Origin of the sequence: Bacillus sp. FSL R9-9492 (assembly GCF_038007365.1) — a bacterium.
GTDB lineage: Bacteria > Bacillota > Bacilli > Bacillales > Bacillaceae_G > Bacillus_A > Bacillus_A mycoides.
Genome location: NZ_JBBOXC010000001.1, coordinates 2828456 through 2845684, shown reverse-complemented (window position 1 = coordinate 2845684; position 17229 = coordinate 2828456). Strand labels below are relative to the sequence as shown.

The following is a 17229-nucleotide window of genomic DNA, read 5'->3' as shown; positions in this document are numbered from 1 at the left end:
CATAGAAAAATATAGGTAGAGCCCATCACTATACATACGAATGCAGTGATGGGTTTTTGATATTGTATCGTAATCTTTATAAAGTGAAACTATAATCAGTGGGGTTTTGTTCATCCCCCACTGATTATTAGCCTTCACCAATCGGGCGTTTACGGGCAGTTTATCTCCCACCTAATTTCTTTGCTTCAGCTGAATTTTGAGGTGGGAGTTTTACTGCCCACAAATAGCGGGATAAATAGAAGGGGCAAAACAATTTGTGCCCCTTCTAATAGTTGTTCTTATCTTATACGGGATATATGTTCTGAAACTGCTTTAATAATTTTATCCCAGTCATCGGGATGATTCTCATGTCCTGTACCTTCAAGGGATAATAGCTTTGAGTTCGGAATTTCATCAATAAGTGCGAGTCCATGTTCAAGTGGAAGAGCTGTATCGTCCGTACCATGAATTACTAAAGTAGGTACTAGTAACGACTTTAGTATACCTTCATAAGAATCATCACCTGTAAGGAGGGCGTGATTAAACATACTTAATAGATTGTTAGCACGTTCTATTTCTTGCTTTACTTGTTTTAAAGTTCTTGCTTCATCAAATATACGCTTTGATCCACAGAGTAGACGTGATCCTGTAATTAAATATTTCGCTATAACATCTTTATTTGTCCAATCTAAATTTGCACCATTAGCATGATGTGTCAAAATTCTTTCATCCATTGGAGGCAAATCACGAGTATTGTTATCAGATCCAATAACGCTTGTTGCTAGTAATGTTAAGGTCAAAATTCTTTCTGGGTGTTTTACTGCAGCAATTTGAGCAATCATACCTCCTAATGACATGCCAAAAAGGTGTGCCTTGTCAATATGATACGCATCGAGTACTCCGATTGCATCTTCAGCCATATCTGCTACAGTGTAATTGGAAGTCCCAGGCTCATATGTAACAGAACGCCCAACATCACGGTTATCATAGCGAATGACAAACCTTCCAGTGCTAGCCAACCTTTCACAAAATTCTTCATCCCAATAAACCATCGAACACGTAGCTCCCATAATTAATAATATTGCTGGGTTATTAGGATTTCCAAAGCTTTCTGTACATATATCAATACCGTTTACTTTGAAAACTTGTTCACTCATAGCACACTCTCCGTTTCATTTAAAGGTCATTAATAAATAAAGAGAAATATAACTTTGGGTGTTTCTTAGGCGTAAATTAGATTGTATTTAAGTGAAATAAATGTTTTTTGCACTCATGATGCTTAATTAGTAGAGTAGCATAAATATCACCTCCAAACATATTTATTTTCATTCAAGGCGAAAAATTTTGAAAAATAATTGTTTGTTATTAAAATAAACAGCAAGGGGGAGAGGAAATGAAATCAATTGTTATTGATCAATATGGTAGTGTTGAAGAATTACAAGAAAGACAAGTTCCTAAACCAGTTGTTAAATGTAATGAAGTATTAATACGTATACACGCAACATCTGTCAATCCTGTTGATTGGAAAATAAGAAAGGGAGACTTACAAGAAAAGTTGCGATTTTCATTTCCAATTACATTAGGATTAGATGTTGCTGGAATAGTTGAAGAAGTTGGAGAAGATGTGAATCATTTTAAAATAGGAGATAAAGTGTTTACGAAACCTGAAAATATAGGGAAAGGTTCTTATTCTGAATACATTACAGTGAAATCAAATTTAGTAGCGCAAATGCCTAATAATCTTAATTTTGAAGAAGCAGCATCTATACCTCTTGCAGGACTAACAGCTTGGCAAAGTCTTGTTGATTACGCACAAATAAAAGAAAATGACCGAGTATTAATTCATGCTGGAGCGGGCGGAGTAGGGAGTTTTGCAATTCAAATCGCAAAATCATTTGGGGCCTTTGTCGCAACAACTGCAAGTAGTAAAAATGAAGAGTTTTTAAAGTCTTTAGGTGCTGACCTTGTTATTGATTATAAAAAAGATAAATTTGAAGAGCTACTATCAGATTATGATATTGTGTTAGATACAATCGGCGGAGAAGTACAAGAAAAAAGTTTTCAAATTATTAAATCTGGTGGTGTTCTAGTTTCTATCGTTCATGAACCACTTCATGAAGTAAAGGGGATAAAATCAGGGTTTTTATGGTTGAAACCAAGCGGGAAGCAATTGGACGAATTATCTGTTTTGATTGAGCATGGAAAAATTAAACCTATCATCAGTAAGGTTGTTCCGTTTAATGAAGAAGGAATTAGAGAAGCTCATATTTTAAGTGAAAGTCAGCATGTTAGAGGGAAAATTGTAATTACGATGGAATGATATTTACATAAATATACGAGTGGTGACTATATGAGATGAAAATAGTCACCACTCGTATATACTATAATTTTTGCTATCGTGAATACATTTTTGGACATTCATCACCACTTGGTTCGTAAAAGCAATGGCTTTTAAATTGCCCTGCAAACGGCTGATTATACCATTCGGGTGGACAAGCTCCAACTGGACGGAAATACCAAAGAGCCCATCGTGCTGGCCAGCGCCATTCACCTTGTAAAACTTTTCTTGCGATTTCTTTTTCTGATTCACGGGCACGTTGATAAAAGTAACCGTATTGAACTGCTTCGAATCCGCCAGGGCTTTGATATACTGCATCACGCACAGATCGAAGTTGTTTGAAATCTAAGCAATCACAAAATACACGGTTTACTACAACACATCCAACAAGTTGTTCACCTTGTCGTCCTTCGCCCTCAGCTTCAGCACGGATTAAACGTGCTAGTAAATCAACGTCACTTTCGTTGTATGGAATAAGGGGCATTGTAATACCACCTTTCTTTACCTGTTATAGTAAAGAGTGTATGTTTCAAAATGAGCTAAGTGCATTTTTCTTGAAAATAACTACTAATTTTAAAAAGGGGCTTATACGGAAAAAAGCTAATTATTATATGGAAGATAAAAAACGAAAAAGGAGAGGTACTATGCATCGTATACATAAAGAACATATCATTTACGCAATGTCACCAGAAAATAATCCATGTATTGAAGTAGAAATTGGGAGCCGTCTTGTATTTGAAACATATGATTGCTTTGAAAATCAAATTGATTCTGAAGATGTTGTGTTTCAAGAATTAGATTGGAATCGAATAAATCCAGCGACCGGACCTGTACATATTAAAGGTGCAGAACCTGGTGATATATTAGTCGTAACGATTGAAAAGATTAAAATTGCAGAGCTGGGTGTTTTAACTACAGGTGCGAACCTAGGTGTAATGGGTGATGAGCTAAATGAAAATACAGTAAAAATTGTCCCAATACATAATGGACATGTTTCATTTTCAAATGAACTGCAAATTCCAATTAATCCAATGATTGGTGTGATTGGTACTGCACCGAAAGAAGAGAGTATTTCATGTGGTACACCGCATGATCACGGCGGGAATATGGATTGTAAAGAAATCAAAGAAGGTACAACGTTATTATTACCTGTAAATGTTCCTGGTGCTCTTTTAGCATTAGGCGATTTACATGCTGCGATGGGTGATGGTGAAATTGGTGTTAGTGGAGTAGAGGTTGCTGGTGAAGTAACTGTAACTGTTCAAATTATAAAAGAAAAGACATGGCCAATACCAATGGCTATCCAAAAAGAAAAAATAATGACAATCGCTTCTGAGAAATTGTTAGATGATGCAGCTAGTCGTGCTGTACGTAATATGGTGACATTTTTACATGAAGAATTAGAAATGTCTAAAGCTGATGCAACTCTTTTATTATCAGCAGCAGGTAATTTGAAAATTTGCCAAGTTGTGGATCCACTAAAAACGGCGCGGATGGAACTAGGAAGGGAATATGTGGAGAAGTTAGGATTTTCTCTAAATGAATTTCATATTAAATAAGAAAAATAGAAAAGGATACTTTTGTATAAAAGTATCCTTTTCTATTTTACGGATTTTGTGAAAAGAGGTAGTATTTATATAAGTATATTTGAGATTGTGGATCAAAAAGGAGTTCAGAGATGGTTAAAATTATGATTGTTGAAGATGATATAAAAATTGCGGAGCTATTATCAACATATGTTGCGAAATACGGTTACCAAGGAATTATTGTAACGGATTTTCAAAATGTGTTAGACATATTTTTAGAAGAACAACCGGAGTTAGTTTTATTAGATATTAATTTACCAAGTTTTGATGGTTACTATTGGTGTCGTCAAATTCGCGGGGTTTCCACATGTCCGATTTTATTTATTTCGGCCCGTGAAGGTACGATGGATCAAGTTATGGCGTTAGAAAATGGTGGCGATGATTTTATTCCGAAGCCGTTTCATTATGAAGTTGTAATGGCGAAAATTCGTAGTCATTTAAGACGTGCTTATGGAGACTATGCACCGAAACTAGAAGAACGAATGATTGAACAACAAGGTCTTAGTTTATATCCCGAAAGACTTGTATTAAAACTTAGGAACCAAGAGATTGATATAACGAGAAACGAAGCCATTTTATTAGAGATGTTAATGAAAAACTATCCGCGTGTTGTTAGTAGGGAAGTATTATTAAATAAATTATGGGATAGTGAATCTTATGTTGATGATAATACATTAAGTGTAAATACAACACGTGTGCGTAAAAAGTTAAAAACGTTACAAATTGAAGGAGCAATAGAAACAATTCGTAGTGTTGGATATAGATTACATATTACTTGGGATAATGGTATGGAAAAATGATAAGGTTATTTATACGTGATCATATACCACTTATTTGTTTTACTGCGATCCAACTACTAGCCATATTCTTAGTTTATTGGTTTGATGGGCATAATCATATTTCAACGGCATTATATGCAATGTTTTTAGGTGCTTTTTTTATGGTAAGTTATTTAGTATTTCGTTATTTTACACATCGTTCTTTTTATGAACGTTTAGCAAATCCGTTGCAATCTTTGGATGAATCTGTTCAAAAATCTGATTTTGCAGTTTTATCTACTGCTCTCCAAGATTTGCTCGAAGTACAATATCGACATTATCAAAATCAGCTCCAGTTACAAGAGAGGAAAAATAATGATCATTTAACCTTTATGAATCAGTGGATTCATCAAATGAAAACACCTTTATCTGTAATAGAATTAATTACACAAGATGAAGTGGATTCACGTTTTGAAAGTATTAATGAGGAAACAGATAGGTTGAAAAAGGGGTTAGAGATGGCACTGTATGTCGCACGTTTAGAAGCATTTACACAAGATTTTTATGTAGAAAGAGTACAACTACATAAAATAGTGAATGATTCCGTGCATGAACATAAACGCTTTTTTATTCGGAATTTTGTATACCCAGAGCTTGAAATTGATAAGAGTATTACTGTAGAAAGTGATGCGAAGTGGTTACAATTTTTAATTGGACAAATAATATCGAATGCGATTAAATATTCATCAGGTAGTAGAGAAAAGATTAAAGTGAAAGTACGTAAGGAAGGTAATACAGTTGTACTTGAAATTACCGATAGTGGCGTAGGGATACCGAAGCAAGATTTACCAAGAGTATTCAAACCTTTCTTTACAGGAGAAAACGGTAGAGATTTTAAAGAATCAACTGGAATGGGGCTCTATCTTGTATATGAAATTACGAAACAATTAGGACATAGTGTAGGAATCCATTCAGAGGTTGGTAAAGGTACCGTTGTACGAATAATATTTTTTAATGTGTAAAAAGTGATTCAGGCTAAAGAACTTTTAAGATAAGTTTTTTAGCCTTGTTTTGTAATACTGATACAATTTGAGAATGTAAAATTATTTACATAAGAGAAGATAAACTCAACTGAAAAGGAAAAAGAACAACTAGTCATACACATGCTTTTTAGTAATAAAAGTGCTTTTTGGGTAATTGATAATGACTGGGGGATTGAAATGGATATTCGTAAAATGAGATATTTCATAACAGTGGCAGAAGAATTAAACTTTAGTCGTGCAGCAGAACGGCTTAGGATGGCACAACCTCCTTTAAGCCAAGAAATTCGTAAATTAGAAGATGAATTGGGCGTTCAACTTTTTCATCGAACAAAAAGAATGGTTGAACTAACCAGTGCAGGGAAAATATTTTTAGAAGGTGCGCGGCAAACGTTGCTTCAAGTAGATAGAACTATTAAAGAAACACAGCTTGCGGATGAAGGGAAGATAGGACATTTAATAATCGGTTTTGTCGATTCTACAGAAACCGTAATAGACATATTAAAAAAATTTCGAGAACGTTTTCCTAGAATACAGCTTATATTACGCGAGATGACAACAGACCAGCAAATAAAAGCGCTATATGAAAAACAAATTCATATTGGATTTATTCGTTCCAAGCAAAATAATGAAATATTAGTTTCCGAAGTTTGTTCTGAGGAATGTTTAAAATTAGTTTTGCATGAAGATCACCCTTTAGTTTCGTTACGTAACATTTCAATCAAATCATTAGTTGATGAACCATTTATTTTATTTCCACGTCATTTCGGTACTAACTTTTATGATTTAATTATTAGTTACTTTTGGGAACATGGAGTAAGTTTAAATATTGTTCAAGAGGCGATCCAAATGCAAACTATTGTGAATTTAGTTGCAGCAGGAATGGGGATTTCTGTCGTTCCATCATCGGTGGAAAGCTATAAAAAATCGGGTGTCATGTATAAAGACATTCAAGAAAATACACCGAAAATAAATTTATATGTTGGATGGAGACAAGATGAAAAGTCTGTCGTATTAGAGAACTTCTTAACAGTTGTTAGAGAGGTTTATACGACTTCACAATTTGAATTTGAAAAGTAAAGGCCCATCTTGATGGGATGGGCAGTCGGAAAGTTGGATAGGAAAACTTCTATTTTTATTTTAAAGTCACTGAAGATTCAACCTGTTTTACTCGGATCGTACTCAGCGAAACCTTGTAGTATATTATCAATCTGATCCATAATTTCAGGTTGCAATTTAACACTAGAAGCAATTACGTTTTCTCTTATTTGCTCCGGATTTGAAGCGCCAATAATTGCAGAGGAAACAGCTGGATTTTGTAGTACCCAAGCAACTGCGAGTTGTGGTAGGGTAAGATTAGTTTCTTGCGCGATCGGATTAAGTTTCTGAATTGCAGTGAGTACATCATCACTCATCCAACGTTGCACAAGTTTGTGGAAAAATGGTTTACCAGCATCTGAATTAGCACGTGATTGAGTCGGTATTGGTTTACCAGGTTGATATTTTCCAGAGAGAATGCCTTGTGCGAGGGGAGACCATACAACTTGACCAAGTCCCTCACGTTGACATGTTGGTATTACATCAGTTTCAATAACTCGCCACAACATCGAATATTGAGGTTGGCTAGCGATAAGTGGAATGTTCAATTCTCGTGCAAGTGCTGCACCGCGGGTAATTTGTTCTGATGTCCATTCACTTACGCCTAAGTAAAGGACTTTACCTTGTCTTACAAGATCAGCAAAAGCTAACATCGTTTCCTCAAGGGGAGTTGTTGAGTCAAATCTATGTGCATAATAGACATCAATGTAGTCTGTCTGCAACCGCTGTAACGATGCATTACAATTTTCTATAATATGTTTTCTCGATAATCCACGATCATTTTTTCCAGGTCCGGTCGGATGGCATACTTTTGTACATAGTTCTATGCTTTCTCGGCGTATACCTTTCAAAGACCGACCAAGTACTTTTTCGGCTATAGTGTCCGAATAAACATCAGCAGTATCGAACGTAGTAATTCCGACATCTAGTGCGGCTTTCACACAATCATTTGCAATATCTTCATTTACTTTCCCGCCATGGTTTATCCAGTTCCCGTATGCAATCTTACTTACTGTTAATCCACTGTTTCCTAGTTTGCTAAATTCCATTGTAGTATCCTCCTTTTAAAATGATATCTTTATTATAAGAACTGAAATGTAGTATGTATAATATATAATTACTCTTAAATTTATATAAAAATTATATAAGAGGGAGTGCTTAGAAGGTTATTATTAGGGAAATCTAAAGGAAGTAGTACAACTAAAGTATGCTTGTTCAATTTGAAGTTAAGAAATGATAAATAGACCTAGAAGAAAGCAATCTTTATAACAGCACGTATAATTGCATTTACACATACTGTATTATCATGGTACAATATGGTTATTAACGACGGAAAGGAATGATGGGTGGACGATGATTAACTAATCTTATTTTTAAATGTTGAAATTAAATAAATTTCAATTTGTAAAAAATAGGATTAGTCTACCCAATTCCATTCAACGGTATTGCTATTTATTATGCGTAATAGCTTATTTGGGTATAAATATGTTAACGACTAATCCTGCCAAAATAATTTGGGAGGATTTTTTTGTTCTCCCTTAATGAAAGGGATCGGTAATATGAAAGAAATTTTAAAATTAAATGATGTTTATGTTGAAATAAAGGAAAATACTTTATTAGAGAAAATGAATGTTACAGTAAAACAAGGGGATGTTATCGGATTAATTGGTAAAAACGGTGCCGGTAAATCAACGTTACTTCAATTAATAAATGGGAAGATTGAGCCATCAAAAGGGATTGTTGAATGGCAGCAAATGAATATGACAACGGCATATGTTGAACAAGAAATAGAATCTTTTATTAGTAATGATATGATTGCAAAAGAAGCAGAACTTCTTGCGAAATGGGGCGTGCCAACGAACGATTTTCTTACTTTAAGTGGTGGTGAAAAGCTGAAAGTTCGACTAGCAAAAGGATTTGCCGAAAATCCTAATTTATTAATATTAGACGAACCGACAAATCATTTAGATGAGATGAGTACGGAATTTCTCATTAAGCAAATAAAAAATATGAAGGGTACAGTTATCGTTGTATCGCATGATCGATACTTTTTAGATGTTGTCGCAACGAAAATATGGTCAATTGAGGAAAAGAAACTAATTGAGCATAGCGGTAATTATACGAGTTATATGAAAGCACGTGAGCATACAAGAATGACGCAGCAACGTGAATATGAAAAACAACAAAAAAAGATAGAACAAGTAGAAACACATATAAAAGAATTAAGTTCATGGTCACAAAAGGCACACGCACAGTCTACAAAACAAGAAGGAGTTAAAGAGTTTTATCGTGTAAAAGCGAAGCGAATGGATGCGCAAGTGAAGTCAAAACGAAAACGTCTCGAAAAAGAGCTGGAGAAAACGAAAGTAGAACGTGTGAAAGAAGAGTATTCAGTGGAGTTCTCTATTCAAGCGAATAAAAAAGTAGGAAAACGCTTTTTAGAAGTAAAGAAATTAAAAAAAGACTTTCATGGAAAGACATTATTTGAAAACGTTAATTTTACAATCCAGCACGGTGAGAAGGTTGCGATTGTTGGACCAAACGGTAGCGGGAAAACAACATTACTGAAGATGATTATGGGAACGGAAACTGTACAAGGAGAAGTATGGATTTCACCATCTGCAAACATCGGTTATTTAACACAAGAAGTATTTGATTTACCACTGGATAAAACACCAGAAGATTTATTTTTTAAAGAGACATTTGAAGAAAGAGGAAAAGTCCAAAATTTAATGAAACATTTAGGATTCCAAGCTTCTCAATGGAAAGAGCCGATTGAGCATATGAGTATGGGGGAACGAGTAAAATGCAAGTTAATGGCTTATATTTTAGATGAAAAAGATGTACTTATTTTAGATGAACCGACGAATCACCTTGACCTCCCTTCACGTGAACAGCTTGAAAATACATTAGCTGAGTATAATGGAACACTCGTTATAGTTTCTCACGATCGATATTTTCTGGAGAAAACAACTAACACGAAACTCGTGTTTTTAAATAATACGATACAAAAGCAGCTAGAGGAACTTATTAAAACAAGAGATGATATTGAAGAGCTACGTTTAACATTAGAAACAGAGAGACAAGAAGTATTAGGTAAATTAAGCTTTTTAACTTCTAACGATAAAGAATATAAAGAACTTGATGAACGATTTATAGAACTTACGAAGCAGATGAAGGCGCTTTAATGTAATTAAGGTGGATTAACATGGGAGAAGAGAGTTCGACTAATTTATTTAGAATAGACTGTGGAGATATATACTTGCAAGAGTTTACTATCAAAGATGCGGAGAGTATTTATAAAATATCGAATCAACCGGAAATAGAACAGTTTTTACCAGACTGGAAATCAACGAAAGAACAAAGGGCTGACTGGGTTATTAATGATGAAATACCAGCAAATAAAGCATTTCTTAATGCAGTGAAAAATACATGTAACATAGATGATCATATATTAAAGCTAGGAATATTTAATAAAGATACAAATGAATGTATCGGATGGTGTTGCACAGGTATTAAAGAAGAACTCCCTTCACCAAATAGAGAAATAATGTATGCTATTTCAAGCGAGTATCAAAGCAATGGTTACGCTACGAAAGCGACTAAAGGGTTAATTGATTATTTGTTTAAAAATACAAATGTAGATGTCCTCAACGCAATTGCTTTAATTAACAACGTACCATCAAATAAAGTTATTGAAAAATGTGGATTTACTTATTTGAGCCAACAGACGATAGAAAACCAACTATATAATCATTATTTATTAAGCAAATCAGAGTGGATAAAAAATATTGCTCTTTAAAAGAATCTATAATGGAATGTAAAAAAGCTTAGAGCTAAAACTCTAAGCTTTTTTACATTCCATTCTACCTGTTACCATATCAAAGAGACAATTTGGATGGCTTCTTGCCGGATTTTCTCATCAAAAAAACAAGGGGATTAAGCTGTACATGCGATAATCATTTTATAAAAAATCATATATGAAAAGGGGTTTGGATAATTTTGTCGAATGCATTTATCTATGAAAACACCACTTTCTTACTCAAATTATCCTAAAAATGAATCATTTTGAGCTCAAATAGAAGAACGCACGGCAAAAGTGAAGGTGAGCGAAGTTTTGCATATAAAACTTACGGTTGAGTGTTAGTGGATTAAAAGTTTTAAGTTATGAAATAGATTAAATGAGGGAGGGGAACGCATATCATAATTTGGTTTCGTCAATTGCCACAGATAAGTATGGATTTTTCAGAATGGACTCCTTTTATTAAGAATAATTGGTATCAAAAGCATTATATGAAGTTTGTATATCTACTTCAAATAATCATTTTTCTGATACCAAATTACTTTGGAGTAGGTTTCACTCATATTAATATATTGTATCTAATCATAATAGGTATCTTTGTCTTCATCATTCACGAATGTCTACACATTTTGGTCATAAGTAACAAAGGTGATATTAGCTTAACATGTAGTGGAATATTTTTTTGGCTAAATACAAATGCAACCCTATCCAAAGCGAGATTTTGGGTCTTTATGAGCTTACCCATAATTGTATTATCGGTAGCCCCTGCATTTATGTCGTTCTATGTATCAGGAAATATTAAATCAATCATATTATTTGTATGTTGGATAAACGCAATAATTTCCGCCTCAGATATTTACAATTCATTTTTAATTGCAATGAAACCGAAGAACTCAGTATTTTGCAGAGGATATTATCAAGTGAAATAGTATTAAAAGTATTATTTAATTATATTTCAATTTAAGAAATTAGTTAAAAATATAATATTTGAAAGTAAAAAGACCGATAATACAATGGTCTTATCCCTGTCAAGTAGACAGTATTAAAAAGACTAAGCAGCCATCGAGATTCGATATTCTATCGGAGCTCGATGGTTGAGTCGTTTTTGGAACCGTTTATAGTTATAAAAGTAAATATATTCTTCAATTGCTTGTATTAAATCTTCTTCTGTTTTAAAATGATTCAAATACAACATCTCCGATTTAAAATGGGAGAAAAATGACTCGATACAGGCATTATCATGGCAGTTTCCTTTGCGAGAGTGGCTGCCAATGATACCTAAATCTAAAAGTCGTTTGTTGTAGGCATGAGATGTGTACTGGAATCCCTGATCTGAATGGAGAATGGTTCCACGCACATCTCTTTTTTGTGCCAACATTTCAATTGTATCTAATACAAGTTCATTATCATTGCGCTTGGATATTTTCCAAGAAACAACTTCGTTATTATAAATATCTTGGACAACAGAAAGATACCGAAATCCCTCTTGGAATCGTAGGTACGTAATATCTGTAACAAGTGCTTCATTTTGTTGGCGATCTTTGAATTCACGGTTTAAAACATTTGGAAAAGTATTGGAGTAATTCCCTTTAAAGAAGCGACGCTTCTTCCGAATAATAGACTGAATGTTAAGCTCGCTCATTAAGCGATATACCTTTTTGTGATTTATAAAATAACCCTCCTCTTGTAAGGCGATTTTCATACGTGGATAACCATATTCTTTGTGCTTTACGTGAATAGATTGAATTACCTTTTTTAATTGTTTATCGGATTCTAGTCGCATGTTTTTCATACTTTTTGTATGAATCCACTTATAGTAACTTGAGCGATGTACATTCGCAAAATTAGTAAGCCATATAACGGGATATTTTCTCTTTAGTGATTCAATGATATGATATCTTTCTTTATATTTTAGTACGCCCCCATTTACAGATTTGGATACTGCTTTTTTAAATATTCAACCTGAGCCTTATAGTAGTCACGTTCCTCTTCAACGGTGTTAAAATGAACGCGTTTTCCTTTTAAAGGATTTGGTATACCTTTCATTCCACTATTTTTCCCACGAGTATCTGTAATTTCACCACATTCTTTATATTTTTTCACCCAATTTTTAAGTTGTGTAGAGCTTTTAATCTGATATTTCTCCGTTATCATATCGTAGCTTCCTTCTTCGTTTAAATAACTTTGAACAGCTGATAACTTTAATTCTTCTGAATATATATTAAAAGTTAAGCCTTTTTTAGTCATGAAAAATCCCCTCCAAGTAATAGTGTAACATCCATGTATGTACATGGTCTTTTTACACTGTCTACCTAAAGGGGATAATATCACAATCGGTCTTTTTTCATTAATATAATAAAGATTAGAAATAAATAGCATTGTATTTCATACTACCCTGCGAATATTATAAGATAGATATAAATTGATTATAGTTTGAAAGTAGATTTGTTATCAGTTTTTTTAGAAATCTTACAAGCGTGTAAGATAAATGAAAGATGAATCAATATGTGCTATAAGACAATTCATTTACACTATATTGTGAGAAGTGCAAATGAAGGGAGAATATAAATGGAAATTCTACATGCAAAAAGTATTAGTAAAGTATATAAAGGGAAAGTACCTTTTAAAGCATTGGTAGATATTGATTTATCAATTCAAGAAGGTGAATTTATAGGGATTATGGGGCCATCAGGGAGCGGGAAAACAACGTTATTAAATATGGTATCTACTATCGACTCTCCAACATCGGGAGAAATATTAATAAATGGTACAAATCCTTTCCAGTTGACATCAGATAATTTGGCTTTATTCCGTAGGAAACAATTAGGATTTGTTTTTCAATCATTTAATTTACTTAGCACACTTACAGTAAAGGAAAATATCGTATTGCCGATGACATTAGATGGTGTTTCTGTACAAGAAATGAACAAACGAGTTGAAGAAATTGCAGAGAAATTAAATATTACAGATATATTGAGTAAAAGAACTTTTGAAATTTCAGGGGGGCAAGCTCAAAGAACAGCAATTGCTCGTGCAATTGTTCATAAGCCGCAATTATTACTTGCAGATGAACCAACAGGGAATTTAGACTCTAAATCTTCAAATGATGTAATGGAGATGCTAGATACTTTAAATAAAGAAGAAAAAGCTACGATGATGTTAGTTACACATGATCCGTATGCAGCGAGTTTTTGCAGCAGAGTCATATTTATTAAAGATGGTCAACTATATAACGAAATTTATTGTGGTGAAAGTAGGCAAGCATTTTATCAAAAGATTATGGATGTCCTTTCTTTGTTAGGAGGGAAAAGGCATGACTTTTCGTCAGTTCGCATTTAATAATATTTTTCGCAATAAGCGTACATATGCAGCTCATTTTTTAAGTAGTGCATTTTCTATTATGATTTTCTTTACGTATGCTCTTTTATTATTTCATCCTGATTTACAAGGTGAGTTGAAATCGACAAGTGCAACAATAAGTGCATTCGGTACATTGGGATTTTCAGTTTCGCAAGGCTTGATTTTTGTATTTTCATTTTTCTTCATTCTATATTCAGTTAGTTCATTTTTAAAAACGCGTAAGAAAGAATTTGGGATATTAATGATGCAAGGTATGTCAATGAGACAGCTTAAGAAATTATTATTAATTGAAAATATGTTGATTGGACTTGGCTCAATTTGTATAGGAATTCTCATTGGACTCGTATTTTCTAAACTAGTTTTATTGATAAGCGCAAGTGTATTAATGATTAGTAATGGTTTGCCTTTTTATATACCAGTGCAGGCCGTATTATTAACAGTCATCACATTTCTTTTATTATTTTTAATTGTTTCGCTCGTTACATTTAAAATGATAAAAGTAACAGAACTTGTGGAACTTATACAAGCAGAGGAAAAGCCAAAGCCAGAACCGAAAGCATCAATTTTATTATCGCTACTTTCTTTAATTAGTATAGGGTATGGATATTTTTCAGTATTTCGCTTTATCCCAAGTACTAATTTTATTACGCTTGGAATAGGGGTGCTCCTAGTAATTATAGGAACGTACTTTTTATATACACAGTGTAGCGTTTATATATTGCACCTTGCGAAAAGGAGAGAATCTTTCTTTTTAAAGAGAACAAATATATTAACATTTTCTGAATTAATTTACCGTATGAAAGATAATGCAACGATGTTTTTTATAGTATCTATTGTTTCAGCAGTTGCATTTACAGCGATTGGTACAACAGCTGCAATTGGAAATAGGGATTTGGTAAGGATGACAAATCCGTATACATTTTTGTATGGAAGTTTTGAAAACGACAAAGTATTAAATGAAAATCTTTCTATTATAAAAAAACACCTTTCTGATGCTAATATTCCGTATCGAATGGCTTCATCTTCATATATATACACGGAAAATGGTGTAGATGTAATGAAGTTAAGTGAATATAACGATCTTGCTAAAGCACTAGGCTATCAACAAGAAACAATAGAAAAAGAAGATGAAATTTTATTAATTCCTGGAGTCGTATCACAAAAACAAGAATTTAAAAATGGCGAGTATAAAAAGAATATAGAAGTCATTCAAGGAGATTGGACAAAGACATTTCATGTGAAAAAAGCCGTAGAAAATTTAGTTTTACCACATGATTCTAGAACTATTTATATCGCTGTTAAAGATCAGGTATATGATGGAATACCTCTTACTAGTGACCCAGTTAATAAAGATGTTCAATATCGTACTTACGGATTTGTTGTAGACGATTGGATGAAAACGAAGGGAATTTCAAACGAATTAATTAGTAGATTTGAGAAAGATACTAGAGTAGGTAATTTTCAATTTCGGGCTTTAACTATAGATTTGTTAAGTGCAAAGCAAACGAATGGATTATTACTTATGGCAAGTGTTTTAGTCGGAATCGTCTTCTTCACATTCGCTGCTAGTTTTATTTATTTCCGATTATATACTGATTTGGATCGCGATCAACAGCAATATAAAATGATTTCGAAAATGGGATTAAGTAAACGAGAATTAAAAAAAATTGTAACGAGACAGTTATTATTAATGTTCTTCTTACCGATTGTTGTTGCAGTGATTCATACTGTAGTCGCTTATACGGCATTACAGCAATTAGTCGATTTTTCTATAATTAATAGCTCTATCGTTATTTTAATTTCATTTATATGTATACAAGTATTATATTTCTTTATAACCCGTTGGCGTTACCTGCAAAAGCTTTATAAGGTTATGGAGCAATAGAGTTTATTAGCTTGTAAGACTACATTAAAGTATGTGGAAAAAATGAACTGTATGATGAAAGGAAACGCGATGAAAAGAACTTTAACTATTTTTATGTTAACGATACTATTATTAATAAGTTTTAGTGCATGTTCTAAAAAGGAGAATCCATTTCCTGCAAACGGTTTATTAATCATTGGAAATGAAAATAAAATTTCACCAATTATTAATCGTTATCAAGAAATTACGAAAGAAAATGAAGTGTTTTCTGTGAAAACAGGTACTTATGGAAACGGACAGGTATTAATTTTAAATGAGTCTACAGCACAAGCATTGATTAAAGCTAAAGTTTTCCGTAAACGAGATAATGGCTCCAATTTTATACCTGTAAATACGTTACCGAAATTCCCAAAAGAGGGTTCTCTACTGTTTGCACAAGAAGACGAAAAGACTTTGAAAAGTATTAAATTAGAAGGAAACGAGGTTCCTGTCATATACAATAGTGACGCTTGGATAGGTAACAAGCGTAATTATCCAACGCAATGGTATGTGATTGTATCCAAAAATAATATATATAAGGAAATAAAAGCAAATGAAACAAAAATGCATCTTCTTCAATTAAAAAAATCTTTAGGTGACGAAAAACCTAAAATGTCGACAGATAATACATTGGTTAATGAAAATGTAAAAGTAAGAAAGCTAATTAAAGATTTTGAGGGAGAAGTATCAGTTCAGTTTTTAACGATTGAAGAAAAATCTTAAAAAAGAGTTCAAGGTTGATAGAAACTTTATCAACCTTGAACTCTTTTTAGTTATAGACCATTCAGATAACATAGTTTACATGACTTCATTTAATCGAGTCTCGCTCGTTTCTTCAATCGCATTTGAATGTTGAACCGAACCATTTTGAGATTCCTTTTCTTTACGAAATTTCTGTAACATTTCTAAAATCATCCATAAAGGTACACCTTTGTCTTTTAGCATTTTCCATAAGTCTAATTCGCTAAATTTATGATCCGCTTGTTTCATTTCTTGTTCAGATGTACGAATATCAAATTTGATTAGATCATTAGATTTCTTATCTTCATGCTTAGTAGAAGAGATAGTATTATGCTCAAGATTAGATGGGGTTATTTTAGAAGGTTGAGCTAATGTATGAATGTTTAATCCGACTTGCATGCTTTTTTCCTCCTTTTCAAGCAATGAAATTAGTTTTCTTATGATTTTTAAATCCATTTAACATGAGGAAACTATATTTAATTATAAATTCAAATAATCAGATTTACAAGTTGTGTTATGAAAAGTAAATGCTTACTAGAATTAATATTTATCAACATTTGTAAATGTTTTCTATATATACAACGTATATAAAATACTTTACATTATGTTTAAGTTGCAAACTAA

16 protein-coding genes are annotated in these 17229 nt (G+C 33.0%); 11 read left to right on the top strand and 5 right to left on the bottom strand.

The genetic code is table 11. The annotated features are described in order from the left end of the window. Positions 1-278: 278 nt before the first annotated feature. A complete protein-coding gene (locus MKY70_RS14440; RefSeq protein WP_088033644.1) occupies positions 279-1136 on the bottom strand; it encodes an alpha/beta fold hydrolase in 858 nt (285 codons plus the stop codon). A gap of 236 nt (positions 1137-1372) precedes the next feature. Here MKY70_RS14440 and MKY70_RS14435 point away from each other — a divergent pair, with 236 nt between their 5' ends. Next, positions 1373-2299: an NADP-dependent oxidoreductase gene (locus MKY70_RS14435; RefSeq protein ID WP_002032503.1), complete on the top strand. Its 927-nt coding sequence runs from the start codon at positions 1373-1375 to the stop codon at positions 2297-2299. Positions 2300-2372: 73 nt separating this feature from the next. Here MKY70_RS14435 and MKY70_RS14430 read toward each other — a convergent pair whose 3' ends face one another. Continuing rightward, positions 2373-2801: a cell wall hydrolase gene (locus MKY70_RS14430; protein WP_002013108.1), complete on the bottom strand. Its 429-nt coding sequence runs from the start codon at positions 2799-2801 to the stop codon at positions 2373-2375. Positions 2802-2961: 160 nt separating this feature from the next. Here MKY70_RS14430 and MKY70_RS14425 point away from each other — a divergent pair, with 160 nt between their 5' ends. The 4 genes from MKY70_RS14425 (at position 2962) to MKY70_RS14410 (ending at position 6781) form a co-directional block, all read left to right on the top strand. Beyond that, positions 2962-3876, top strand: coding sequence for an acetamidase/formamidase family protein (locus MKY70_RS14425; RefSeq protein WP_088033649.1), 915 nt, complete (start codon positions 2962-2964; stop codon positions 3874-3876). A 119-nt stretch (positions 3877-3995) separates the two neighbouring features. Further along, on the top strand, positions 3996-4703 hold the full coding sequence (locus tag MKY70_RS14420) for a response regulator transcription factor (protein ID WP_002032499.1): 708 nt from the start codon (positions 3996-3998) through the stop codon (positions 4701-4703). Then, the gene (locus MKY70_RS14415; RefSeq protein WP_002189808.1) at positions 4700-5683 is read left to right on the top strand and encodes a sensor histidine kinase; all 984 of its coding nucleotides are present in this window, start codon (positions 4700-4702) and stop codon (positions 5681-5683) included. Before MKY70_RS14420 ends, MKY70_RS14415 begins: the two co-directional genes overlap by 4 nt. A 198-nt stretch (positions 5684-5881) precedes the next feature. After that, complete coding sequence (locus tag MKY70_RS14410) at positions 5882-6781, top strand: LysR substrate-binding domain-containing protein (protein ID WP_088033650.1); 900 nt, start codon at positions 5882-5884, stop codon at positions 6779-6781. 77 nt (positions 6782-6858) lie between these two features. Here the strand turns inward: MKY70_RS14410 and MKY70_RS14405 are convergent, their stop codons facing one another. Further along, entirely contained in the window at positions 6859-7848 is a 990-nt protein-coding gene (locus MKY70_RS14405; RefSeq protein WP_341024809.1) for an aldo/keto reductase family protein, read from the bottom strand. A gap of 510 nt (positions 7849-8358) precedes the next feature. Here MKY70_RS14405 and abc-f point away from each other — a divergent pair. The 3 genes from abc-f to MKY70_RS14390 all read left to right on the top strand — a co-directional run bounded on the left by abc-f (position 8359) and on the right by MKY70_RS14390 (position 11530). After that, on the top strand, positions 8359-9987 hold the full coding sequence (abc-f, locus tag MKY70_RS14400) for a ribosomal protection-like ABC-F family protein (protein WP_088033832.1): 1629 nt from the start codon (positions 8359-8361) through the stop codon (positions 9985-9987). Positions 9988-10007: 20 nt separating this feature from the next. Continuing rightward, the gene (locus MKY70_RS14395; RefSeq protein ID WP_088033654.1) at positions 10008-10601 is read left to right on the top strand and encodes a GNAT family N-acetyltransferase; all 594 of its coding nucleotides are present in this window, start codon (positions 10008-10010) and stop codon (positions 10599-10601) included. 434 nt (positions 10602-11035) lie between these two features. Next, the gene (locus tag MKY70_RS14390; RefSeq protein WP_002032490.1) at positions 11036-11530 is read left to right on the top strand and encodes a DUF3267 domain-containing protein; all 495 of its coding nucleotides are present in this window, start codon (positions 11036-11038) and stop codon (positions 11528-11530) included. Between the two features lie 122 nt (positions 11531-11652). Here the strand turns inward: MKY70_RS14390 and MKY70_RS14385 are convergent. Beyond that, positions 11653-12848, bottom strand: a protein-coding gene (locus MKY70_RS14385; protein WP_341024805.1) for an IS3 family transposase whose coding sequence is annotated in 2 segments (ribosomal slippage) — positions 11653-12542 and positions 12542-12848 — 1197 coding nt in all. Because the reading frame shifts where the segments join, the coding sequence is not laid out codon by codon here. Between the two features lie 321 nt (positions 12849-13169). Between MKY70_RS14385 and MKY70_RS14380 the strand changes: the two genes are divergently transcribed. The 3 genes from MKY70_RS14380 (at position 13170) to MKY70_RS14370 (ending at position 16587) form a co-directional block, all read left to right on the top strand. Next, complete coding sequence (locus MKY70_RS14380) at positions 13170-13940, top strand: ABC transporter ATP-binding protein (RefSeq protein WP_002136646.1); 771 nt, start codon at positions 13170-13172, stop codon at positions 13938-13940. Next, positions 13915-15846 (top strand): ABC transporter permease, encoded by a 1932-nt coding sequence (locus MKY70_RS14375; protein ID WP_341024802.1) that lies wholly within the window; start codon positions 13915-13917, stop codon positions 15844-15846. The genes MKY70_RS14380 and MKY70_RS14375 overlap by 26 nt, the downstream gene beginning before the upstream one ends. A gap of 69 nt (positions 15847-15915) precedes the next feature. Continuing rightward, positions 15916-16587: a lipoprotein BA_5634 family protein gene (locus MKY70_RS14370; protein ID WP_088033834.1), complete on the top strand. Its 672-nt coding sequence runs from the start codon at positions 15916-15918 to the stop codon at positions 16585-16587. Positions 16588-16662: 75 nt separating this feature from the next. Here MKY70_RS14370 and MKY70_RS14365 read toward each other — a convergent pair whose 3' ends face one another. After that, on the bottom strand, positions 16663-17004 hold the full coding sequence (locus MKY70_RS14365) for a DUF3914 domain-containing protein (protein WP_002127670.1): 342 nt from the start codon (positions 17002-17004) through the stop codon (positions 16663-16665). Positions 17005-17229: the final 225 nt, after the last annotated feature.